Source organism: Lentzea sp. NPDC102401 (assembly GCF_044765805.1).
GTDB classification, from domain to species: domain Bacteria; phylum Actinomycetota; class Actinomycetes; order Mycobacteriales; family Pseudonocardiaceae; genus Lentzea; species Lentzea sokolovensis.
This window is the reverse complement of sequence record NZ_JBIWKS010000003.1, coordinates 1-21,972: the sequence shown is the minus strand read 5'-3', so window position 1 is coordinate 21,972 and position 21,972 is coordinate 1. Positions and strand designations below refer to the sequence as shown.

The following is a 21,972-nucleotide window of genomic DNA, read 5'->3' as shown; positions in this document are numbered from 1 at the left end:
ATTTAGGGGTGACTGAAATTCAGGACGCGGACACACCGGCGACCGAGGCAGGCCAGGCAGGGCAGGCCCAGTCCAGCGTGTCCACGGTTCACCGGCTTCGATCGGTTCTCGCCATCAGGCCGTTCCGGCGGCTCTGGCTCGTCACCTACCTGTGCAGCGTTGGTGACTGGCTGTCACTGCTCGCGCTGACCGGTCTGGTCTCCACGATGATGAAGAGCTACGAGTGGCAGTCGTTCGCGCTGCCGCTCGTCGTGCTCACCCAGCTGCTGCCGGGCATCCTCTTCGCGCCGATCGGCGGCGTGCTCGCGGACAAGTTCGACCGCCGCAAGGTGATGGTGATCTGCGACGTCCTGCGCGGCTCGCTGTTCATCTCGATCGCGCTGATCGGCTCCCCGATCTGGCTCTTCGTGGCGAACTTCCTCGTCGGCTGCTGCGCGATGCTGTGGATCCCGGCCAAGGAGTCGGCGGTCCCGAACCTGCTGCGCCGCCCCGACCAGGTGGAGTCGGCGAACCAGCTCGGCCTGGTGATGACCTACGGCATCTCCACGATCAGCGGCTTCGGGCTGTACTCGGTGATCTCGGGCATCCCCGCGTACCTGAACCTGCAGGGCGGGAACCTCGAGTTCAGCATCGCGACGATCGCGGTGGTGATCAACGGCCTGCTGTACTTCACCTCGGCGATCCTGGTCGCGACCCGCCTGCCGGAGCTCTCCGGCCGCGTCTCCTCGACACGCAAGAAGAATGACGAGGACAAGCTCGGCTTCGTCGCGATGTTCCGCGACGGTCTGAGGTTCGCCGGCAAGACGCCCCTGGTTCGCGGCCTGCTCATCGGCATGATCGGCGCTTTCGCCGCGGCCGGCGTCGTGATCGGGACGGCCAAGCTCTACGCGTTGTCCCTGCTGGGCGGCGCCTCGACGTTCGGCCTGCTGTTCGTGGCCGTGTTCATCGGGCTCGCGGTCGGCATGGCGACGGCGCCCCGGCTGGCGCAGCGCCTCGCCTACAACCGCCTGTTCGGCGTCACGATCGTGCTCGCCGGCATCTCGCTCGCGCTGGTCGCGTTCGCTCCGCATCTGTGGATCGCGCTGCTGACGGTGGCGCTGGTCGGTGCGTGCGCGGGCGTGGCGTTCCTGACGGGCCTCACGATCGTGGGCTCGCAGGTCGAGGACGACATGCGCGGCCGCACGGTCGCGTTGATCCAGACGTTGCTGAAAGTCGTGCTGTTCGGTGCCTCGGCTGGCGCGCCACTGCTGCTCACGTTGCTGCAGAAGCGGCAGATCAGCGTGTTCGGCCACCCGATGGAGGTCGACGCGAGCCGTCCGGTGATGGTCGGCGGCGCCGTGATCGCGATCGTGCTGGGTCTCGTCGCGTACCGGCAGATGGACGACCGCCGCGAGGAACCGGTGCTGTCGTCGCTGTTCGCGGCGATTCGCGGCCGCCGTCCCACCAAGGGCATGCTGATCGCGGTCGAGGGCGACACCCGCGAGGACACGTCCGTGCAGGCCCGCCGCCTGGCCGCCGCGTTGCGGGCCGAGGGCCTGGAGGTGCTGCTGGCCGCCGACCCCGAACACGACGAACGCCGGCTGCGCTCGATGCTGTCGTCCGCCGAACTGGCAGGCGTGCGCGCGCAAGCCCTCGTAGCCGCCGCCGTCCGCGCGGACGTCGTCGAACGGCAGGTGCGGCCCGCGCTGGACAGCGGCTCCATCGTGGTGATGGAGCGCTACGTCGACTCGCCGCTCGCGCACTTCAGCGCGACCAGTTCGCTGGAACACCAGGAGCTCGAAGGCCTGGTCGACTGGGCCACCGGTCGCCTGCGCCCGGACCTGACGGTCCTGCTGGACCGTCCGATGCCGGACGGCAAGGCGATCGGTCCTGAACACCATTGGCGCGTGCAGAGGCTGCTCAGCGAGATGGCCGCCGCCGACCCGGACCGCTACGTGGTGGTCGAGGCCGAGGGCGACGCCGACGAGGTGGCCGAACTGGTCCGCTCCGCCGTGATCCCCCTGCTCGCGACCCGCAGCCGCCGGGTCCCCGAAGCCGCGGTCTGACTCCCCGCTGGAAGACTGCACCCATGAGCGTGTGGGACGAGGTGGTCGGCCAGCCCGACGCGGTGGCGACCCTGGCGGCGTCCGCGGAAGCCGCGGCCACGATCGTCGCGGGCGGCACCCCCGCGCCCGGCGTGATGACCCACGCCTGGCTCTTCACCGGCCCTCCGGGGTCCGGCCCCACCTCCGCCGCGCGTGCCTTCGCCGGCGCGCTGCAGTGCCTGGTGACGGACGACCGGCCTGGCTGCGGCGAGTGTTCCGGCTGCCGCACCACGTTGCACGGCACGCACGCCGACGTTCGTGTCGTGGCGCCAGAGGGACTGTCGATCTCCGTCGCCGAGATGCGGTCGCTGGTGCAGATCTCCGCTCGCCGGCCCACTTCCGGGCGGTGGCAGGTGGTGATCATCGAGGACGCGGACCGGCTGACCGAGGGCGCGGCCAACGCTCTGCTGAAGGCTGTCGAAGAGCCGCCGGAGCGGACGGTGTTCCTGCTGTGCGCGCCTTCCGACCACCCGGACGACGTCTCGGTGACCATTCGCTCCCGGTGCCGGCTGGTGTCCCTGGGGTCGCCTCGGCCCGCCGCCATCGCGTCGGCCTTGGAGGCCGTGGACGGGGTCTCGCTGGAGATGGCGCAGTGGGCGGCCTCGGTCTGTGGCGGGAACGTGGCCAGGGCCCGGCGACTGGCCGCGGACGAGCAGTCGCGTTCCCGGCGCGAGGCCGTGTTGCGGATCCCGTTGGCGTTGCGGAAACCTGCCGACGTCTTCACCTGTGCCGACGAGCTGATCAAGGCCGCGGAGGACGACGCGTCCACCGCCAACGAGTCGCGCAACGAGACCGAGCGGGAGGCGCTGGAGACCGCCATGGGCGCCGGCGGCACCGGCAAGGGGACCGCTGCTGCTTCTCGCGGGGCCAAGGGTGCGTTGAAGGACCTGGAGAAGCGGCAGAAGTCCCGGGCCACCCGGACCCAGCGCGACTCCCTGGACATGGCCCTGGTCGACCTGGCCGGGTTCTACCGGGACGCGCTGGTGGTCAAGACCGGCTCCGAGGCCGCGTTGATGCACCCGGACCGGTCCGGCGACTCGCGGACCGCCGCCGCCCAGTGGTCGAGCGAGTCGATCCTGCGGCGGCTCGAGGCCGTGCTGGCCTGCCGGGAAGCCATCGAGGTCAACGTGAAGCCACGCATCGCCATCGAGGCGATGGTGACGACGCTGCACCGTGGCTGACTTCGGTGTGACGGTCACCGAGGAGACGGCTGCCCGGCTCCGGCCGGAGCTCACCCGGCTGATCGCCGAGTTCCGCGCGATGGTACGGATGCTCGTCGGCGCGCTGCCGGACCCGGACCTGATCGACGACGTCTGGATGGAGATCGAGGTCGGTGGCCAGACGTGGTGGATCCACTGGCACGACCCGCACTACCGCTGCGAGAGCGACACCGGCGTGGTCGTGGAGGCGCAGATCTACTACCCGGACCAGATCGATCCGGCCTTCCTGCTGGAGTACGCACAGACCGCCGGTGGGCACGAGGCCGTGGTGACGGCGTGCCCGCGCGGGTTCCACGACATCGCCCGGCTGCTCGACCTCGTACCCGACCTGGTCTCAGAGCCACCCCAGCGCGGCTGACACCTCGTCCGCCGCCCGCAGCACCCGCGGCCCGAGCGCGATCAGCTCCGGCAGCGAGTGCTCCATCGCCAGCGAGGACGCCGAAAGCCCGCCGACGACCGTGCCCGCGTGGTCCCGGATCGCGGCGCCCACACAGCGGACTCCCACCTCGTTCTCCTCGTCGTCCAGCGCGAACCGCGAGCGGCGCACGCGCGTCAGCTGTGACTTCAGGCGAGGGGACGAGGTGATCGTGCGCGGTGTCCTGCCCGGCAGGCCGGTGCGGGAGATGTAGGCGTCCAGTTCGGACGTGGAGAGCGAGGCCAGCACGGCCTTGCCGATGGCGGTGCCGTGGGCCGGGAGCGACATGCCCAGGCGGGACGCCATGCGGTACGGCTTGTCGGCCTCGATCTTGTCCACGTAGACCAGCTCGTCGCCGAACAGCACGGCCAGGTGCACGGTGCAGCTCGTCGACTCCTGCAGCGCGCGCAGCGACGGCCGTGCCCGCTCCACCGTGTCGATCGGGCGGAGGACCTTGCCCGCCAGGGCGAGGACCCGCGGCCCGGTCAGGTAACCGTCCGAGCCCGGGGTCGCGAAGCCGCGGTCCACCATCGCCTGCAGCAGGCGGTGGACCGTCGACTTCGGCAGGCCGGTCACCCGCGCGATGTCCGTGATGCGCGTGTGGTCGGCCAGGGCCTCCAGCACGGCGAGCGTTTTTTCGACGGCGGTATCGGTCATCTCGCCAGCCAGCCTCCATCCACGACCAGTACGTGTCCGGTCACATAATCGGACGCGGCGGACGAGAGGAACACCGCCGGGCCCACCAGATCTTCCGGTGTGCCCCAGCGGCCCGCCGGGATTCGATCGCGGATCGCGGGTTCGCGGTCGGGATCGGCGCGCAGGGGAGCGGTGTTGTTCGTCTCGATGTAGCCAGGCGCGATGGCGTTGACCTGCACGTTCGACGCCGCCCACTCGTTCGCGAGCAGCTTGGTCATGCCGACCAGGGCGTGCTTGGAGGCGGTGTAGGCCGAGACGAGGATTCCGCCCTGAAAGGACAGCAGGGACGCGATGTTCACGACCTTACCGCCGCCGTTGGCGATCATCTGACGGCCGCAGAGCTTCGAGATCTCGAACGCCGAGTCGAGGTTGACCGCCATGATCCGCTGCCAGTCCGGCAGCGAGACGTCTACGGCGGCGCCCCGGTGGATGGTGCCCGCGTTGTTCACGAGGACGTCGACCCGGTGCTCGGCCAGGACCGGTGCCAGCGCGGGTTCGACGGACTCCGGCTTCGAGAGGTCCACCGAGACCGTGGCGAGTGTGGGAGCCACGCCGGAGAGGTCGCCGCGACCGACGAGGATCAGCTGGGCTCCCGCGTCGTGCAGGCCGCGGGCGATGGCCTGGCCGATGCCCGTGCGAGCACCGGTCACCAGTGCCGTCTTGCCTTCGAGGGAGAAGCTCATCGCAACTCCGTCACGGCGACCGGGTCCATGTCGTCGTAGGCCTGGTTCTCGCCACCCATGGCCCAGACGAACGTGTACGAGTGCGTTCCTGCTCCACTGTGGACGGACCACGACGGCGAGATGACCGCTTCTTCGTTGCGCACCAAGATGTTCCGCGTGTTCTGCGGTTCACCGCACAGGTGCACGACTCGATGCTCCTCTGGCAGGTCGAAGTAGAGGTAGCACTCGGTGCGGCGGTCGTGGGTGTGCGGCGGCATCGTGTTCCAGACGCTGCCCGGCGCCAGCGAGGTCACGCCGAGCACCAGTTGCGACGAGCGGATGCCGTCGGCGTGCACGAACTTGCGGATCTCACGGACGTTCGCGGTGCTCTGGTCGCCCAGCTTCAGCACGTCGACCTCGTCGAAGCGGGCGACGGAGGTGGGGAACGAGGCGTGCGACGGAGTCGAGAAGAGGTAGAAGCGGGTGTCCTCGTCGGTGGCGTGGAACTCGACGTCGACGGCGCCCTGGCCGACGTAGAGGCAGTCGCGCGTACCGAGTTTGTGTTCGGTTCCGTCCACGGTAACTGTCCCGGTCCCGCGGATCGCGAGCACCGCCAGTTCGCGTCGTTGCAGGAAGTACTGGGAACGCAGAGGGGAAGCGCTTTCCAATTTCAGCGGACTGCCTGGTGACGGGGTCGCGCCGCCGAGGACGATGCGGTCCTCGTGCGTGTAGACGGTCCGGATCTCGCCCGGTGCGAAGAGGTCGTCGACGAGGTAGTGCCGCCGCAGCCCGTCCGTGTCGAAGCCCGGCAACTGCGCCGGATGGGTCGAGTGCCTGATCTGCATCTGTGGATGCCTTCCGGTCGAGGCGGCGGAGTGACACCATGTCCGCCGACCATGGAACTACGTTCCGCACAACGGAACAAGTCCACCGTCTCCCCGCCGCCGGAGACGTGTTCAGGCATGTGAAAGGCGGCCTTGGTGTACCAGCAGAACCCGAATCCGACGGGCTCGCTGTTCCTGTCGGCTCTGCTCGCGCTCATCCCTCTCGTCGCAGTGCTGGTGCTGCTCGGAGGGCTCAAGTGGAAGGCGCACTGGGCGGGACTGACCGCCCTCGTGCTCGCGATCGGCGTCGCGTTGTTCGGCTACTCGATGCCGCTCGGCCAGGCGCTCGACTCGGCGGCGTTCGGCGCGGCGACCAGCGTGCTCGTGGTCCTGTGGATCACGTTCAACGCCATCTGGATCTACAACCTGACCGTCCACAGCGGACACTTCAACGTGCTGCGGCGGTCGTTCAGCTCGATCTCCGACGACCAGCGCGTGCAGGCGATCGTCATCGCGTTCTCGTTCGGCGCGCTGCTCGAAGCCCTTGCGGGCGGCGGTGGTCCGGTCGCGATCTGCTCCGTCATGCTGATCGCGCTGGGCGTCGACCCGATGAAGGCGGTGGCGCTGGCGTTGATCGCGGACACCGCGCCGGTGGCGTTCGGCGGCATGGGCAACCCGATCACGGTGCTGAACACGGTCACCGGGTTGCCGGCGGACACGTTCGGCGCGATGACCGGGCGGCAGGTGCCGATCCTGGCGATGCTCGTGCCGTTCGTGCTGGTGTTCGTGGTGGACGGCAAGCGCGGCATCAAGCAGGCCTGGCCGGCCGCTCTGGTGGCGGGTGGCTCGTTCGCGATCACGCAGTACCTGGTGTCGAACTTCTGGTCCTACAAGCTGTGCGACATCATCGCGGCCGTCGTCTCGGTGCTCGCGTTGATCGCGCTCGTGCGGGTCTGGCGACCGGAACGCTCGATCCCGCCGGTCATCGCCGGTGGGGCTGTCGCCGACTCACGGCGTGACGTGGTCATGGCCTTCAGTCCGTACGCGATCATCGTGGCGATCTTCTCGGTCGCGCAGATCGTGCCGGTGAAGAAGTTCCTCGACTCGCTGACCTACAAGTTCGCGTGGCCCGGCATGCACCTCGTCGCGCCGAACGGCAAGCCGATCAAGGTCGAGTACGCGCTGAACTGGGCGTCCGCGACGGGCTCGCTGCTGTTCGTGTCCGGCCTGATCACGTTGGTGCTGCTGGGAATCAGCGCACGCGAGGGCGTGGAGATCTACGGCAGGACGATCAAGCAGTTCAGCTGGGCGATCGTGGCGATCCTGGCGGTGTTCTCGCTGTCGTACGTCATGAACTACTCGGGCCAGATCACAACTCTGGGCCTCTGGCTCGCGGGGACCGGCGCGTTCTTCGCGTTCCTGTCGCCGGTCGTCGGCTGGTTCGGCGTCGCGATCACCGGCACGGACGCGGGGTCCAACGCGCTGTTCGGCGGCCTTCAGGTCACCGCCGCACAGCAACTCGGCGCGTCCCCGTTCCTGTTCGGCGCCTCGAACAGCTCCGGTGGCGTGATGGCGAAGATGATCTCGCCGCAGAACCTCGCCATCGGCACGGCCGCCGCGGGGCTGGTCGGCCGTGAGGGAGACCTGTTCCGCAAGGTCTTCGGCTGGAGTCTGGTGCTGCTGCTGGCGATGTGCGTCATCGCCTATCTGCAGTCGACCCCCGTGCTCGGCTGGATGGTGCCCTAGCTCGACCTGCGGCGGGCGGGCAGCGCGGCGAAGATCACCACGCCCGCGAGCAGCAGTGCCGTGCCGGTCCAGAACAGCGGGATCGAGTTGTACGCGGCGTTCGTGTAGGCCAGCGGCGGCGCCCCCTTGGGTGGCGCCGCTGGCGCACCGGGCTGCTGCGGCACGTTCGTCTGCGGTGGCTGCGAGGTCCCGCAGATCACGCCGCCCTGCGGCGCCGCGGCCCGCACGATCTGCTCGCCCAGCGAGATCTGCGCGAGCGCGGTCGGCAGGTTCGGCAGCTTCAGCTTGTCCGTCGGCAGCATCTGCACGTCGAGCATCCGCGCGGTGGCGCCGAGCTGGAACCCGCTGAACCCGTTGCCGGTGAAGGCGGCCTTCTTCTCGTTGAGCCCGGCGATCTGGAGCTTGATCACGACCAGGTCCAGCAGCAGCGGGATGTCGATGGTCGGGTGCGCGGCGTCGAGAGTGCCGAGCTCCTTGCCGTTCTGACTGACCTTCAGCACCGGCGCGGTGTACGTGATCGTCGAGGTCTTCTCGTCCCCGGTCGCCGTGGCCGTGAGCGTCGGCGGGGTCGCCACGTCGATCTTGATGCCACCCGCCAGCTCCACGCTGACCGCCCGCATCGTCGACGTCGACTCGACGGCCTTGTTCTTGCTGCCCGGCAGGTCGACGAGCTTGACCACCGAGCTCGCCTCGAACGCGTCCGGGATGCTGATCAGGCTGGTCTTCACCGGCAACGGCACCTCGGCCGGCAACGCGCTCAGCACTTCGAGCCCCGCCAGCGACGTCTTGGCTGTGGCCAGCGGACTGACGCACGGCCCGACCTTCTCGTCCCACCGAGCGTGCACGCTGCCGTTGAGCAGCTTGAGCTTCGCGAGCGGAGTCTCCGGAATCGGCAGCCCGCCGTTCGTCGGCTGCGGGTTGTCCGGAATCGCCGTCTGCACCAACGTCCCCGGCGACTGCGGCGACCGCCCGGCCACCGCGAACCCGAACGGATTGGCCTGCGTCACCACCCGCTCGGTGCTCAGGAACGCCTCGGTGTTGACCTGCGCACTCGCGAGCCCCAGCCCGAACTCGGTCACCGACTGCTTCGGCAACTGCTCACTCAGCCCGGGCAGGATCGTGTTCGTCGGCACCCCCTGCGGCCCGAGCCGGACCACGCTCAGCCCGGTCCCGGCATCCCCGACGGCGTGCGCAAGCGGTTGCGGCCCGTTCGGCGCCGACGCCGGCGGCTGGTTCGGATCGCGCGGCCCCGGCACCGGAGTGGTCGGAGGCTGCGCGAGCGCGGGGGCCGCGATCAACGCGAGCAGCAACCCGGCCAGCGGCACGGACAACGAACGGCGCATGAACCACTCCTCGACGATGGGGAGGTGGTGACGTCAGTCACGGTCCGTACAACGAAGCCGACCCCCGTGAGTAACGCGCTTGCGGGTCGGTTATAGTTATCGCGTCTCGCCGCCTTAGCTCAGTCGGCCAGAGCAGCTCACTCGTAATGAGCAGGTCATCGGTTCGATTCCGATAGGCGGCTCGGTGGGATAAGACCCAGGTCAGGCTTCCTGACCTGGGTCTTTCTTATCTCCAGGTCTGTGACGAGTCGTAGAGCTGCGCTGCCTTGGGTCTCGTGTGTGCAGTTCGTGGTTGTCCTTGGGCTCCCTCGTACCACTCGTAGAGACCGGTCGCAGGGTCGTACTCGCCGCCGCCTTTCGGCTTCACCGGCTGACGACCTTCGCCGCTGAGCCACCGGATCGCGTACCAGGGATCATTAGCCCGGTGTCAGAAGGGCGCTGAGGCGTTGTAGCGCCAGTTGCCCTCTCGTGCTGATTTCGATGAGCCCGCCGTCGTCGGCAACGCGGATTGTTCGCTGGATCTGATGCGGCAGGCGGTGGGTCTCTGCCGCAAGGAGCGCGGTGCGCAAAGCGTCCTCTGCGTCGTCTCGCTGTCGGGCTGCAAGCAGAACCTGCCCGGCAGTGACTCGCTCGATGATGTGCCATTGTGGCGCGACCGGTGCTGCGTCCGGCATGTTCGTCTGCATGATCCGGACCGCGTTGGCGGCTCGGCCAGTTGCGACCAGTCCGCGTAGTTCGATCTCCCGGAACGTGAACGGGTTGAACAGCATGCTTCGGCCACCACCGTCGTCGAGCCGTGCGCGGTACCCCTTGATCGCGAGATCGAACAGGTCGGGGTCACCGTGTTCGCCTGCCGCGCGAGCGAGAAGCGCGAACGCGGCTCCCTGCCCTTCACGATCCTCGGACACGGCAACAGCCCGGCTGAGTCGAGCGATGGCTGCGCCGACGTGGTCAGCCTTGCGCAGCTCGTTCCCGTGCATCCGGAGCGCGTGAGCGAGGAACGCCCGGTCGCCGAGGCGTTCGGCGACCACGAGTGCCTTGCCCGTCCAGCGGGCAGCAGCAGTCAGCCGTTCCTCAGGCAGCACCGTGCCGAGCGAGACACCGAGCGCTGCACGACCCTGACCGAGCAGGATCATTGTGTCCCGCTCGGCTCGTCCCTCGGCGGCGCGTGCCTCTAGCCGAGCGACCAACGGCCACAACTCGTTGACCGCATCGACGGCCCTACCGGACTGGCGCGCGATCTCAGCGAGGCGGATGGTCGAGTCACCGAACTGGATCATCGCCGCGAAGTCGGCATCGTCGTTGTCGGTTACGCCGAGCGCGTGCATCGGGAGTCCGAGCGTCCGCGCGATGTGCCGGCGCGTGACGACGTCGCTGATGTTCCGACGACCGGTCTCGATCATCGAGACGTAGGTCTTGTCGTAGCCGAGCAGAGCGGCGAGACGTTCCTGACTGAGCTTGTTCAGCCTGCGGTACACCCGCAGGATCGTTGCCAGGTCACGACTTCTAAGTGCCGCGGTTGCCTCTGGCGCTGACCACAGCCACACGGCGGGCATGAGTCGACGAGCAGGAACGACCGGGGCGACATGACGCGCACTGGCGTGACAGGTGGGACAGATCGGCTCGACGGCGAGCCGGCTGAGCTCGGCTCCACACGCGTCACACCGTCCGCCCGTCATGGCTTACTCGACCGCGTCCGCGCGCAGCCGCTCGAACCACGTCGCAATCGAGCGCTTGTAGCCCTCGGGCATGTTCAAACCGGGCACCTCCTCCTCGGTGAACAGTCCGATTTCCTTGTGCTCGTGAGAAAGTACGGGCTCGCTGTCGCCGTCTGGGTGGCACCCGTAGGTCACGATGAACACGTCCTTCTCGGCGACGTTGATGTAGTACATCCACGTGTCGAGGATCGGCCCGGTCGTCACCTTGCACTGAGTCTCTTCGGTGATCTCGCGGGCAACGCACTCTTCCGGCGTCTCTCCGGGCTCGATACGGCCGCCCGGCAGTTCCCACTCCTCGCGCTCGTTCTTCAGCAGCAACACCTTGCCGTCGCGGACCACCACGCCCTTGATCGAGACGGGGTAGGCAAGCTGGCTCATCGAGGTGTCCTCCGTGATTCGCGGTCAGGCTGCTCAACGGCAAAGTAGCACCGGAACCCACCATGCCGAGGCGACGCGGTGTTGACAACCTGTCACTGGACGTGGTGGATCAATCGGCGTTCTGCTGATCCCGTAGACGAGTCGTTTCGGGAGGTAGACGCCATGATCGAGCTGTATAGCGTCAACGCGGACTCCGCCAACCTGGCCGTGCTGATCGCCGAGCAGGGACTCGCTGTAGTCAACGGTCTCGACGGCCCTGATGATCTGCTGAGGCTTGCGCAGTCGATCGCCATCGTCGTGCCGCACCGGGACAGCGGACCTGACGGAGTCACGACGATCGCTGACCTCGGCGAGTCCATCGTGCGCAGCGGGTTCGCAGGCTTCAGCGCTAGCGCGCTCAACCCTCACACCGATCGCTCCGGCGTTCCGCATCCGCCAGCCCTGCTGATGATGAGTTGCACCCAGGCAGCGACAGCCGGCGGTGAGTGCGTGCTCATCGACGGTCAGGCCGTGTACGACGATCTTGCCGAGTCGGAGCCCGAAGCGCTCACTGCTTTGAGCACTCCGCGCTCGGTGCTGTTCGGCGGCGCGGCGGGCCACCTCAGCTCGATCTTCAGCGACAACGGTCGTGGCCGGATCGCCGTCAGGCTACGGCTCGACGAGCTCGCACAGTTCGCGCCCGAGGTTGACCGCTGGATTCCAGCGCTGCGCGCGGCGATCAACCGCTACGCCTTCGAGTTCCGGCTCACTGCCGGGCAGGGCTATTTCCTGGACAACCATCGCTGGTTGCACGGTCGGCGAGCGTTCACCGGACAGCGCGTGGTCCACCGCGTGAACGGCGATCCCTTGCCGGAACTTGTTGTAGCGACTGGTGTTCGTGTCCGGGCATCGAGTGATGCCGCATGAGTGACGACGCGGCGATCCGCGCCTTCCCCGCACTCGCTGCGCTCATTGTGATCAGAGACGCGGGCTGGACCTTCGTCCACCGCGACGCGGTCGAGGGAGTGCCGACACAGGTCGACGGCTACCGAGTCTGGTCAGGTGGATGGATCGACGCTGTCCGCGTTCGCGATGAGGACGACGCGATGGCGTTGCGCACCGATGGGGATGAGCCGCCCGGCATCGTGTGGGAGCGGACGGGTTCGCTGACGCATGTGGTTCAGGAGCTGCTGAGCGTTCCTGCTCCTGGCGACCGGCTCGCGCCTCGACTCGTGAAGGCGACCGGGCCGATCCTGTGGACGCCGTAGTCAAACCGGCAGCCGGGGTTTTCCGATCATTGGTGCACGCGGTCGACGCGCGAGAACGGCCAATCGACTTCCGGGGAATCGTACTTTGGTTCGCCGTCTGCGGAGCGGCATCCGTGCTGGTCATCGGTGGCGAGATGGGGGCTCGCAAGGTTTGCCCGTTGTGTGCCCGAACGCTTCGAAACGAGCTGATCGACAACGGCACCGAACGGCAGCCGCACCGGCCGGACCAGGATCGCTGACCTGGCCCTTCCACATTTCCACCCACGCCACCGACGCGGATCGGGCGGCAGGAGTGGAGAACCTCGTCGTCTACGTCGAGAACTGCAGTGTCCACGCCGAGGTCACCGACCAGAACGGCAATGTCCTCGAACTCGCGCACCAACGTCCCGTGGGCCGCTAGCCGCACGTGGCGAGTGCACTCTCCAGTGCCGAACGTTCCGCCGCCGCCACGCTCAGCCCGTAAGCGGCCTTCACCGTCACATAGATCCGCCCGTACGAACACGCGTACCCGGCGTTGGGCGGCATCCATTCGTCCGGCGTCTTGTCGCTCTTCGACTGGTTGACCTTCCCCGAGACGGCCACGAGGTTGCGCAGGTCGTTGGCCGCCGCCAGCCGCTGTTCGGGAGCCCACGCCGCGGCGCCGCTGCGCCACATCTCCGCTAGGGGCACCACGTGGTCGATCTGGATCTTCGAGGTGCCGCTGATCCGCGTGCCCGTGTACGGGTCGTCGAGGTTGCCGGACTGGACGCCGCAGCGGCCCGGTTTGCGCTCGACCTCGGTCAGGTCGCGGGCCAGGACCTGGCTGCGCTGGTCGCAGCCGTCGCCGTCGGTGTCGAACCAGGGCTGGCCGAACACGCACGCCTTGCCGTCCGAGCAGTCGCGCACGTAGCCGTCCAGCCGGCCCGGTACGGCCACGGGCAGTGCCGCGAGCGACGTGCGCGCGGTGGCGGCGTCGAGGGTGCCGGCCGGTACCCGGTCCACTTGTGGCCCTGGGGACGACAGGGGGAGCGCGGAACAGCCGGTCAGCAGGATGATCAGCAATAGCCACCGCATGAGGAGGGCATACCCGGTGCGGGAGTGGGTGATGGCCGCTCAACGGCCTAACTGCGCGCCGTCTTCTGCCGGTGCGTCCTCGGGTTCGCGCGAGCCGAGCGTCGACCGCATCTGTTCCATGTCGAGCATGCCTTCCCAGCGGGACACCACGAACGTCGCCACGCAGTTGCCCAGCAGGTTCGTGAAGACCCGCATCGAGTCCATGATCCGGTCGGCGCCGAGCAGCAACGCCACTGCCGCGGCGGGGATCGAGCCGACCGCGGCGACGGTGGCGGACAGGGCCAGGAACGCCGAACCCGGCACGCCCGCCATGCCCTTCGAGGTCAGCACGAGCACCAGCACGATGGTCAGCTGGTCGCCGAGGTCGAGCGGGATGTTCAGCGCCTGCGCCAGGAACAGCGTCGCCAGCGACAGGTAGATCGACGCGCCGTCGAGGTTGAACGAGTACCCGGTCGGCAGCACCAGGCCGACGGACGTGGGTGCGCAGCCCGCGCGTTGCAGCTTCGCCATCATCCGCGGCAGCACGGCTTCCGACGACGCCGTGCCGAGCGCCAGCAGGAACTCCTCCTTGGTGTAGCGCAGGAACTGGAGGAGGTTGACTCGTGCGAACACCCACGCGATGACGCCGAGCAGCGTGCAGAACAGCAGGGCCGCGCCGTAGGACGCCAGGATCAGCCACAGGTACGTGCGCAGCGACCCCAGACCGTACTGCCCGACCAGGAACGCCATCGCGCCGAACGCTCCGAGTGGCGCCAGTTTCATGATGTAGCCGAGTACCGCGAAGAACGCCAGGTTGATGCGCTCCAACAGGTCCACGACGGGTTTGCCGCGTTCGCCGAGCTGGGCGAGCGCGCAGCCGAACAGCACCGCGAACAGCAGCACCTGAAGCAACGCGTTGCGCGCCAGCGCGTCCACCACACTGGAAGGGATGAGGTCGAGCAGGAACTGGACGACGCCGGGGAGGTGGCCGCCCTGCGTCTTCGCCTCGACGGCGGAGGCGTCCAATGTGGACGGATTGACGTTCATGCCGTCGCCGGGACGCACGACGTTGCCGACGAGCAGGCCGAACGCGAGTGCGGCCGTCGACACGACCTCGAAGTAGATCAGCGCCTTCAGCCCGATCCGGCCGACCGCGCGCAGGTCCCCGACCTTCGCGATGCCCGTCGCCACCACGCAGAAGATCAGCGGTGCGATCACCATCTTGATCAGCTTGATGAAGCCGTCGCCGATCGGCTTCAGGTCGGCGCCGAACGAGCGGAAGAAGTGGCCGACCAGCACACCGGCGACCACGGCCACGAGGAGCTGCAGGAAGAGCGACCGACTTTTCACCTGACGGAAGCTAAATCTCATTTATGAGCAATGGAGTGCTTTGCTGTTACGCCTGCGCTACCCCATGGATGACAGACTGCCGCGCATGAAAACCGCCGCGGCGGTGGCCGCCCTGCTCCTGCTGGTCACCTCCTGCTCGGACGAACCGGACCTGCCACCACGGGAGATGCCGCCCGCCGGCGGGCAGCTCGACTACCAGCTCGGTGGCGCCTACCAGCCCGACGTGCCGGTCAAGATCGTCGTGCGGGACCGCAGCAAGATCATCGACGGCCGGCGCTACAACATCTGCTACCTCAACGCCCTGCAGACCCAGCCGAGCAAGGCGGAGGGCGGGCTGGACTGGTGGCAGAAGAACCACGCCGACCTGCTCGTGAAGAAGCCCGACGGTGAGGTCGCGATCGATCCGGAGTGGCAGGAGGGCATCCTCGACATCTCCTCCGGCGACAAGCGGACCAAGATCCTGGAGATCCAGAAGAAGTGGATCAAGGATTGCAAGACGTCCATGTTCAAGGGCGTCGAGCCGGACAACCTCGACTCCTACACGCGCGCCGAGGGGGCGTTCGATCTCAACGCCACCAAGGAGTTCATGAAGGCGTTCGTCAAATACGCGCATGAACAGGGCCTTGCCGTCGCGCAGAAGAACACCGCCGAACTGGGCAGCGCGGGCAAGAAGGAGATCGGCTTCGACTTCGCCATCACCGAGGACTGCCAGGCGCGCGACGAGTGCGGTTCCTACGCTGAGGCGTTCGGCAACGACTTCTTCCAGATCGAGTACACCGACGAGGGGTTCAAGAAGTCCTGCACCGATCGCGGCGGACGGGTCTCGGTGATCCGCCGCGACCGGAACGTGGTGCCGTACGGGCACGAGGACTACGTCTACGAGGTCTGCCCGCCCACGGTCTGAGTCAGGAAGGCCTGCCACTTCTCGGCCTGCCCGGTCGCGTCGCCGAAGAGGTGGTGACCGAAGGCGCTGGTGCCGTGGAACCGGTAGATGCCCTCCGGACCGCGCACACCGAGGAAGTTGTGCAGGTCGTGACGGACGACGTAGTCCACGACGCCGTCGATGCCGAACGGCTTCAGCGTGACCTCGTCACCGACCTGCGCGTCCTCCGGAATGCCGAGGGCCTTGAGCAGCACCGGCCAGTTGTCGGCGCCCTCCGGCTGCTCCGGCCACTGGGCGAACACGTAGGTGCCAGGCCTGCCCGCGAAGTGCTTGACGTACTCGGCCAGCGTGAACAGGTACATGTCCCAGCCCTTCGACTGCTGGTCGACGAACTCGTCGCCCCAGCCGTCGGCGAGGATGCCGGTGTGCACGAACCGCAGCACTGTCGTGCCCTGGTCGCGGCCCTCGATCAGGTACTCCATCGCGTGGAACGTGCCGTCCTCGCCCTTGTCGCCCTCGTAGGCGAGGCGCTTGCCCGGCTCCCACGAGGTGATCGTCGAGGACTCCTGGAAGAACCCCAGGTCGAGCGTCATGCGGCCGCCCACGCGTCCGTCGACCGTGTGCGGGCCCATGAACCACGAGTCGATGCCCGGCCCGGTCGCGATGGCGTCCCAGACCTGCTCCGGGGTCCCGTCGACCTCGATCTCCTTGCTGATCTCGAACTCGTGGGTCACGACTCTTCCTCCTTGGACGCGTTGGCGTTCACGCTCGGATGCAGGGCGACGACGACTCGGTGCGGACGCCCTCCTTCTGCCTGTTCGTCGTGGTACTTGGCGACCAGCTGCGTCATGAACCCGGCGAGCTCCTCGGCGAAGGCCGCGCGGTCCGTCGCCGTGGCGAACCGGACCTCACCGTCCAGCGCGAAGGTCGCGAGCCGCTTCTTGGCCCTGGCCGAACCCGTGATCAACGTGCCGACGTCGCGCACCAGTCTCGCCGCGACCGCCAGGAGCCACCGCGCGGACAACCGGTCGGGCGACCGCGCCGGGTCGGGCTGCACGGCCGCGAGCGCCGCGGGGGAGATGACGTAGGACGCGGCGGTCGCCTGCATGAGGCGCTCGTTCACGTTGCCCTTGCGCCGTTCCTCGACGAGCTCCACCAGGCCGTGCTGCTCCAGCGTGCGCAGGTGGTAGTTCACCTTCTGCCTGGGCAGCCCGACCTTCGCGGCGAGCATCGTCGCCGATCCGGGCTCCACCAGCTCCGCGAGCAGTCGTGCCCGCACCGGGTCCAGCGACACCTCGGCCGCGGAAGGGTCCTCGATCACCGCCACTTCGAACATGGCGTCAGCGTCACACCGAAAACAAAATTAGTCAAGAACTGAGTTGCTGTCGGTAACTTTGCTCCACCTGGGTGGCGTTCGAGCCGGTACCGTAAGCAGCGTCTCGATTGGTCGTTGCTTGTTCGCAACCCCTGAGGAGACGACATGATGATGATGCTGGCCCTGACCCTGCTGGCACTCCCGTTCGCCCTGACCGCCGCCAACGTCGGCAGACGCAGGTGGATCCGCAAGAGGGGCGTCGCCAGAGTGCGCGCCGAGCTCGGCGGTTTCCACGCCGAGCTGGCACGACAGGGGCTCAGTCATTTCTCGGGACGCTGAGCCGGACCCTTCTGGAGCACGTCTCCCGAAGGAGAGATCCTGGTGACGACGTCGCCGTAGCGCGCCAGCAGCGCGTCCGTGACGGTCTCGGGAGAGCCCAGGACGCAGAACTCGGCCAGCACCTCGTCCGTGATCAGCTCGCTCATCTCCGTCCACTGCTGCCGCCGTGACATGCGGTGCAGCTCCTCGTGCAGCGCGCCCCAGCCGTGCAGGTCCAGCACCGGCTTGTACGCGGGCGTCGACCCGTAGAACGCGATCTGCCGCTTGACGTCCGCGATCTCCTCGTCGTTGGTCGCGGCGAACACCGGGCCGCTGATCTCGAAGCCCTCCAGCGTCTTTCCCACCTTCGCCCGGCCGCGCTCCAAGGCAGGAAGCGTCACCTCGCGCAGGTACCGCTCGGTCGTGAAGTTGTGGCACAGGAAGCCGTCCGCGACCTCGCCCGCCACCTCGGTCATCAGGCCGCCGACGCCCGCGAGGTAGATCGGCGCGGTGCCGTGCGGGTTCGGGCCCGGATCGAAGAACGGCGTCATCAGCGTGTGCTTGTAGAACTCGCCGCGGAACGCCAGCCGTTCGCCGGTCTCCCAGGCGTGCCAGATCGCGCGGACGGCCAGGACGAACTCGCGCATGCGTGCGGCCGGCCTGCTCCACGGCATCGCGAAGCGCTTGGTGATGTGCGCCTCGACCTGTGAGCCCAGGCCGAGGTTGAACCGGCCGGCCGACAGCAGCCGCAGGTCGTTCGCCGTGGTGGCGACGGTCATCGGGTTGCGCGCGAACGCCACCGCGATCGCCGTGCCGAGCTCGATCCGCTCGGTCGCGGCGGCGGCACCGGCCAGCGCGAGGAACGGGTCGTGCTTGGTCTCGGCGAGCCAGAACCCGTCGTAGCCCCGGTCCTCCGCCCGCTTCGCGATCGACCCGGCCTCGCCTGGGGTGTAGTCGACGGCACTGCTGTCCAGCTTCATGCCGCTGAGGCTATTGGGTCACCGGTATCAGTACCGGGACTCGCAGGCGACGCCGTTGCGGTTGTCGTCGAGCTCGACGCGGTAGCCCGGCTGGCCCCAGTAGAGCGGCGCCTTGCCGGCCCGGCGCACGTCGTCGCAGCTCGCGTAGAAGACGGGCTTCGGCGCGGTCGTGGTGACCGGCGGCTTCGGCTTGGGGGTGGTCGTCGCGGGTGGCGGCGGGGGAGGAGGCGGAGCCGTCGAGGTCTCCAGGGCGTCCTTGCCGCCGCACGGCGTTCCCCACAGCCCCATCGGAACGCGCTGCGCGGCGCCCTCGGCTTCCTTCTGCACGGGCGTCGGGGCGCCCGCGATGCGGCCGGCGCCGTTGCCCAGCGCGAGCAACGCGTAGTCCGTGCCGTCGGCCAGAGTCAGCGCGCCGGTGGTCTTGTCGTAGCGCACCTGCTGGTTGAGGAGCATCGCCTTGGCGAAGCCGGCGGCGGCCTCAGCCCAGCACGGTCCTGGCTGGGCGAGGCCGCTGACCTCGGCCTTCGATCCGTCGGAGAGCATCACGGCACGGCCGTCGACGATCGACGCCACGCTGATGCCCAACTGGGCGGGCGCGACCGTGGCCGACGACGCGGTCACCGGCGTGTCCTCCGCCGGTTTCTCCACGGCGACAGGCCTCGACTGCTGCACCTGCGCCGCGCATCCCGCGGTCAGCGCGACCAGCAGGACCCCGCCCACAGTTCTCCACCCCGACATGACTCCAGATAGTGCCCTCGGAACGGAGAGTGGCCAAGGTTACGTATTTCGACCGGAACGGTTCACCGCAGTTTCGAACCGAAATACGGAGATGCCCAGTTCAGCGTGCGGGCTTCAGCGTCCAGACGACGGTCATCTCGCCGGTGGTCACGCCCTCGGCGTTGGTGATCGTGATGGTGACGGGGAATTCGGGTCGCGTGCCGGACTCCAGTTCGGCCAGGATCTCGTCCGCGGAACGCCCGAGAACGGCCTCGGCGCGGATGACACCCATCGCGATCTTCTTGTAGGAGATGTCGGCGCGGACCGCGAGCGGCGTGGCCTTGCCGAGGTGCGCGGCGAACGCGGCCATCACGACGGCGCCGGAAGTGGACTCGCCGAGGCCGAACATCATCGCGGCGTGCGGACCGCCGATGTGGTTGTGCAGGGCCGGCGAGTCCGGCAGCGACGCGACGACACGTCCCGCGGAGACCTCCTCGAACTCGATGCCCGTGGTCTTCACGTACGGCACGGCCTGCTTCATGGCATCGGCGACGAACGACACGTCTTGGCTCATGAGAGGCATGCTACCGACGAGTAACCCACCCGGCTACCCGTCGGTAACAACTACTCGCCGCGCCCGTACCACTCCACTGTGGAGTGAGACTCGGAACTCACTTGCATTTCGGTCGACCGAGATGGATGCTTGTACGGAGCAACTAGTTGGGTGCTACAAGCAACGAGGTGTCAGATGGTCGATCCGGGCAGGTGCTTCGGCATCGGCATCGATCCGGAGCACGAGCTCGCGGACCGAGTCGGGATGGCGATGGTGCGCATGAACAAGATGCACGCCCAGGTCGCCCATCAGATGGCCAAGCAGGGCATGGACAAGTCCGCCTTCGTGCTCCTCGCGACGCTCTCCGGTCTCGGAGAGTGCCGCTCGAGTGCGCTCGCGGAGGCGGTGCTCTCCGACCCGTCCACGGTCAGCCGGCAGGTCGCCGGTCTGGTGAAGGACGGGCTCGTCGAGAGGCGCGCTGATCCGGCGGACGGCCGGGCCAGCGTTCTCGCGGTCACCGAAGCGGGCCGCGAGCTGATCCTGAACCGACGCCGGCAGCGCAACGAGGCGATTCAGCAGGTGTTCGCGGACTGGTCCGATGAGGAGCTCAAGGGCTTCGCGGACCTGTTCGAACGCTTCGTCCAGGACTACGAGCGCACGATTCCGGCGCTTTTGACCGAACGCGGGACGGGGACCCGCGCAGGAGGGGAAGTCTAGAAATGTCAACCACGACCGATGCGACACCCACGCCAGGGGTCTCCCTGACGCATCGCCAGATCATGACGATCCTGTCCGGCCTGCTGCTGGGCATGTTCCTCGCGGCGCTGGACCAGATGATCGTCGCCAGCGCCATGAAGACCATCGCGGACCAGCTGCACGGACAGACGTTGCAGGCGTGGGCGACCACCGCCTACCTGATCACCGCGACCATCACGACCCCGTTGTACGGCAAGCTGTCGGACATCTACGGGCGCAAGCCGATGTACCTCGCGGCGATCACGCTGTTCCTGGCCGGTTCGCTGCTCTCGGGCATCGCGACGTCGATGTACGAGCTGGCCGCGTTCCGCGCGGTGCAGGGCCTCGGCGCCGGTGGTCTGATGTCGCTCGCGTTCGCGATCATGGCGGACATCATCTCGCCGCGTGAGCGCAGCAAGTACTCCGCGTACTTCATGGCCGTGTTCGGTTCGGCCAGCGTGCTCGGGCCGGTCATCGGCGGCGTGTTCGCCGGTCTCACCTCGTTCCTCGGTGTCACGGGCTGGCGCTGGGTGTTCCTGGTGAACGTGCCGATCGCGCTGCTCGCGCTGTTCGTCGTCGCCCGCGTGCTGAACATCCCGCACCAGCGGGTCAACCACCGCATCGACTTCGGTGGCGCCATCGCGCTGACCGTCGGCCTGGTGCCGTTGCTGATCGTGGCCGAACAGGGCCGTGAGTGGGGCTGGGCCTCGGCGACGTCGATCGCCATGTACGTGATCGGTGTGCTCGGCCTGGTGGCGTTCGTGTGGGTCGAGAACCGCATGGGCGACGAGGCACTGCTGCCGATCCGGATGTTCCGCAACCAGACGTTCTCGCTGGGCAACACGATCAACTTCGTGCTCGGCATCGGCATGTTCGGCGGCATGGTCTCCATCCCGCTGTACCTGCAGATCGTCAAGGGCGTCACGCCGACCGTGTCGGGTCTGATGCTGCTGCCGATGACGTTCGGCATCATGTCGGCCACCGCGATCGCGGGCAAGGTGACGTCGAAGACCGGGCGCTACAAGGTGTTCCCGATCATCGGCGCCGGTCTGATGGCGGTCGCGCTGTTCCTGCTCAGCACCATCGGCACGGACACGCCGAGCTGGCTCGTGATGGTCTTCATGTTCATCATGGGCGCGGGTCTCGGCCAGTGCATGCAGACGCTGCTGCTGGCGATCCAGAACGACGCCGAGCCGCGTGACATGGGTGTGGCGACCGCTTCGGCGACGTTCTTCCGCCAGATCGGTGGCACCGTCGGAACCGCGGTGTTCCTGTCGATCCTGTTCACCACGGTCGGCGACAAGATCGCGGAAGGCCTGAAGGCCGCGGCGCAGACCGACGCGTTCAAGATCGCTCTGGGGCAGAACCCGGAGTTCGCGAAGATGCTGCAGGGCGGTGGCGGATCCGGTGTGGACATCAACAACACCGAGTTCCTCAACGGCCTCGACCCGGTGCTGGCGAAGCCGTTCCTCGACGGGTTCTCCAGCGCGATCGACACGGTCTTCCTGACCGGCGGCATCGTGATGATCGCGGCGTTCGTCCTCGTGTGGTTCCTGCGCGAGAAGCCGCTGTCGACCAGGTCCGGCCTGGAGCGCGTGGCGGACGCGGAGTCCATCGCGGTCTGAGTTCCACGCAGGCGACAAAAAAGAGGGGCCGCTCCGTGAACCGCTCCCCGGAAGTTGGACTGGGAATCCAGTTCCGACTCTCCGGGGAGCGGTTGTTTGCATCCACGAAGTTCGTTGTCTGAGGGGCAGCG

23 protein-coding genes and 1 tRNA gene are annotated in these 21,972 nt (G+C 67.9%); 11 read left to right on the top strand and 13 right to left on the bottom strand.

Translation table 11 applies throughout. The annotated features are described in order from the left end of the window. Positions 1-8: 8 nt before the first annotated feature. Genes ACIRG5_RS10615 through ACIRG5_RS10605 form a run of 3 tightly spaced genes read left to right on the top strand, consistent with a single transcriptional unit; the run spans position 9 to position 3,662 of the window. Positions 9-2,045 (top strand): bifunctional MFS transporter/dTMP kinase, encoded by a 2,037-nt coding sequence (locus ACIRG5_RS10615; protein ID WP_402903212.1) that lies wholly within the window; start codon positions 9-11, stop codon positions 2,043-2,045. A gap of 23 nt (positions 2,046-2,068) precedes the next feature. Further along, positions 2,069-3,265, top strand: a complete 1,197-nt coding sequence (locus ACIRG5_RS10610) for a DNA polymerase III subunit delta' (RefSeq protein WP_402903210.1) — start codon at positions 2,069-2,071, stop codon at positions 3,263-3,265. Continuing rightward, the gene (locus tag ACIRG5_RS10605) at positions 3,258-3,662 is read left to right on the top strand and encodes a hypothetical protein (protein WP_402903207.1); all 405 of its coding nucleotides are present in this window, start codon (positions 3,258-3,260) and stop codon (positions 3,660-3,662) included. The genes ACIRG5_RS10610 and ACIRG5_RS10605 overlap by 8 nt, the downstream gene beginning before the upstream one ends. Here the strand turns inward: ACIRG5_RS10605 and ACIRG5_RS10600 are convergent. Genes ACIRG5_RS10600 through kduI form a run of 3 tightly spaced genes read right to left on the bottom strand, consistent with a single transcriptional unit; the run spans position 3,639 to position 5,922 of the window. Beyond that, positions 3,639-4,376 carry an IclR family transcriptional regulator gene (locus tag ACIRG5_RS10600; RefSeq protein ID WP_402903205.1) on the bottom strand — a complete coding sequence of 246 codons (738 nt, stop codon included), beginning with the start codon at positions 4,374-4,376 and terminating at the stop codon, positions 3,639-3,641. The genes ACIRG5_RS10605 and ACIRG5_RS10600 overlap by 24 nt on opposite strands. Then, positions 4,373-5,098: an SDR family oxidoreductase gene (locus ACIRG5_RS10595; protein ID WP_402903202.1), complete on the bottom strand. Its 726-nt coding sequence runs from the start codon at positions 5,096-5,098 to the stop codon at positions 4,373-4,375. Before ACIRG5_RS10595 ends, ACIRG5_RS10600 begins: the two co-directional genes overlap by 4 nt. Next, on the bottom strand, positions 5,095-5,922 hold the full coding sequence (gene kduI / locus ACIRG5_RS10590; protein ID WP_402903199.1) for a 5-dehydro-4-deoxy-D-glucuronate isomerase: 828 nt from the start codon (positions 5,920-5,922) through the stop codon (positions 5,095-5,097). Before kduI ends, ACIRG5_RS10595 begins: the two co-directional genes overlap by 4 nt. Positions 5,923-6,057: 135 nt before the next feature. On the opposite strand from kduI, the gene ACIRG5_RS10585 reads away from it, so the two are divergent. Further along, positions 6,058-7,647: an L-lactate permease gene (locus ACIRG5_RS10585; protein WP_402903196.1), complete on the top strand. Its 1,590-nt coding sequence runs from the start codon at positions 6,058-6,060 to the stop codon at positions 7,645-7,647. Here ACIRG5_RS10585 and ACIRG5_RS10580 read toward each other — a convergent pair. Continuing rightward, on the bottom strand, positions 7,644-8,990 hold the full coding sequence (locus ACIRG5_RS10580; RefSeq protein WP_402903193.1) for a hypothetical protein: 1,347 nt from the start codon (positions 8,988-8,990) through the stop codon (positions 7,644-7,646). The genes ACIRG5_RS10585 and ACIRG5_RS10580 overlap by 4 nt on opposite strands. A 108-nt stretch (positions 8,991-9,098) precedes the next feature. Here ACIRG5_RS10580 and ACIRG5_RS10575 point away from each other — a divergent pair. Next, positions 9,099-9,172, top strand: a tRNA-Thr gene (locus tag ACIRG5_RS10575). Positions 9,173-9,406: 234 nt separating this feature from the next. On the opposite strand, the gene ACIRG5_RS10570 is transcribed toward ACIRG5_RS10575, so the two are convergent. Next, the gene (locus tag ACIRG5_RS10570) at positions 9,407-10,546 is read right to left on the bottom strand and encodes a helix-turn-helix transcriptional regulator (RefSeq protein ID WP_402903190.1); all 1,140 of its coding nucleotides are present in this window, start codon (positions 10,544-10,546) and stop codon (positions 9,407-9,409) included. A 126-nt stretch (positions 10,547-10,672) separates the two neighbouring features. Next, entirely contained in the window at positions 10,673-11,086 is a 414-nt protein-coding gene (locus tag ACIRG5_RS10565) for an NUDIX domain-containing protein (protein ID WP_402903187.1), read from the bottom strand. 78 nt (positions 11,087-11,164) lie between these two features. Here ACIRG5_RS10565 and ACIRG5_RS10560 point away from each other — a divergent pair, with 78 nt between their 5' ends. Both ACIRG5_RS10560 and ACIRG5_RS10555 read left to right on the top strand, forming a co-directional pair. Continuing rightward, entirely contained in the window at positions 11,165-11,992 is an 828-nt protein-coding gene (locus tag ACIRG5_RS10560) for a TauD/TfdA family dioxygenase (protein WP_402903184.1), read from the top strand. Beyond that, entirely contained in the window at positions 11,989-12,333 is a 345-nt protein-coding gene (locus tag ACIRG5_RS10555; protein WP_402903181.1) for a hypothetical protein, read from the top strand. The genes ACIRG5_RS10560 and ACIRG5_RS10555 overlap by 4 nt, the downstream gene beginning before the upstream one ends. A gap of 396 nt (positions 12,334-12,729) precedes the next feature. On the opposite strand, the gene ACIRG5_RS10550 is transcribed toward ACIRG5_RS10555, so the two are convergent. Both ACIRG5_RS10550 and dctA read right to left on the bottom strand, forming a co-directional pair. Beyond that, the gene (locus ACIRG5_RS10550; protein WP_402903178.1) at positions 12,730-13,386 is read right to left on the bottom strand and encodes an HNH endonuclease family protein; all 657 of its coding nucleotides are present in this window, start codon (positions 13,384-13,386) and stop codon (positions 12,730-12,732) included. A gap of 39 nt (positions 13,387-13,425) precedes the next feature. Further along, complete coding sequence (gene dctA, locus ACIRG5_RS10545) at positions 13,426-14,715, bottom strand: C4-dicarboxylate transporter DctA (RefSeq protein WP_402903175.1); 1,290 nt, start codon at positions 14,713-14,715, stop codon at positions 13,426-13,428. Between the two features lie 85 nt (positions 14,716-14,800). Between dctA and ACIRG5_RS10540 the strand changes: the two genes are divergently transcribed. After that, on the top strand, positions 14,801-15,619 hold the full coding sequence (locus ACIRG5_RS10540) for an endo alpha-1,4 polygalactosaminidase (protein WP_402903172.1): 819 nt from the start codon (positions 14,801-14,803) through the stop codon (positions 15,617-15,619). Here ACIRG5_RS10540 and ACIRG5_RS10535 read toward each other — a convergent pair. Both ACIRG5_RS10535 and ACIRG5_RS10530 read right to left on the bottom strand, forming a co-directional pair. After that, the gene (locus ACIRG5_RS10535; RefSeq protein ID WP_402903169.1) at positions 15,592-16,332 is read right to left on the bottom strand and encodes an SRPBCC domain-containing protein; all 741 of its coding nucleotides are present in this window, start codon (positions 16,330-16,332) and stop codon (positions 15,592-15,594) included. The two genes, ACIRG5_RS10540 and ACIRG5_RS10535, sit on opposite strands and share 28 nt — an antisense overlap. Continuing rightward, a complete protein-coding gene (locus tag ACIRG5_RS10530) occupies positions 16,329-16,934 on the bottom strand; it encodes an ArsR/SmtB family transcription factor (RefSeq protein WP_402903166.1) in 606 nt (201 codons plus the stop codon). The genes ACIRG5_RS10535 and ACIRG5_RS10530 overlap by 4 nt, the downstream gene beginning before the upstream one ends. Positions 16,935-17,078: 144 nt before the next feature. Between ACIRG5_RS10530 and ACIRG5_RS10525 the strand changes: the two genes are divergently transcribed. Then, entirely contained in the window at positions 17,079-17,252 is a 174-nt protein-coding gene (locus ACIRG5_RS10525; RefSeq protein WP_319976003.1) for a hypothetical protein, read from the top strand. Here ACIRG5_RS10525 and ACIRG5_RS10520 read toward each other — a convergent pair. From ACIRG5_RS10520 to ACIRG5_RS10510, 3 genes are all read right to left on the bottom strand, one after another. Beyond that, the gene (locus ACIRG5_RS10520; protein WP_402903162.1) at positions 17,234-18,211 is read right to left on the bottom strand and encodes a TIGR03617 family F420-dependent LLM class oxidoreductase; all 978 of its coding nucleotides are present in this window, start codon (positions 18,209-18,211) and stop codon (positions 17,234-17,236) included. The two genes, ACIRG5_RS10525 and ACIRG5_RS10520, sit on opposite strands and share 19 nt — an antisense overlap. Before the next feature lie 27 nt (positions 18,212-18,238). Beyond that, a complete protein-coding gene (locus ACIRG5_RS10515; RefSeq protein ID WP_402903159.1) occupies positions 18,239-18,949 on the bottom strand; it encodes an excalibur calcium-binding domain-containing protein in 711 nt (236 codons plus the stop codon). A 100-nt stretch (positions 18,950-19,049) separates the two neighbouring features. Then, positions 19,050-19,502 carry a DUF4442 domain-containing protein gene (locus ACIRG5_RS10510; protein ID WP_402903156.1) on the bottom strand — a complete coding sequence of 151 codons (453 nt, stop codon included), beginning with the start codon at positions 19,500-19,502 and terminating at the stop codon, positions 19,050-19,052. A 174-nt stretch (positions 19,503-19,676) separates the two neighbouring features. Here ACIRG5_RS10510 and ACIRG5_RS10505 point away from each other — a divergent pair, with 174 nt between their 5' ends. After that, on the top strand, positions 19,677-20,198 hold the full coding sequence (locus tag ACIRG5_RS10505; RefSeq protein WP_402903153.1) for a MarR family winged helix-turn-helix transcriptional regulator: 522 nt from the start codon (positions 19,677-19,679) through the stop codon (positions 20,196-20,198). Positions 20,199-20,200: 2 nt separating this feature from the next. Further along, on the top strand, positions 20,201-21,841 hold the full coding sequence (locus ACIRG5_RS10500; RefSeq protein ID WP_402903150.1) for an MDR family MFS transporter: 1,641 nt from the start codon (positions 20,201-20,203) through the stop codon (positions 21,839-21,841). Positions 21,842-21,972 lie beyond the last annotated feature (131 nt).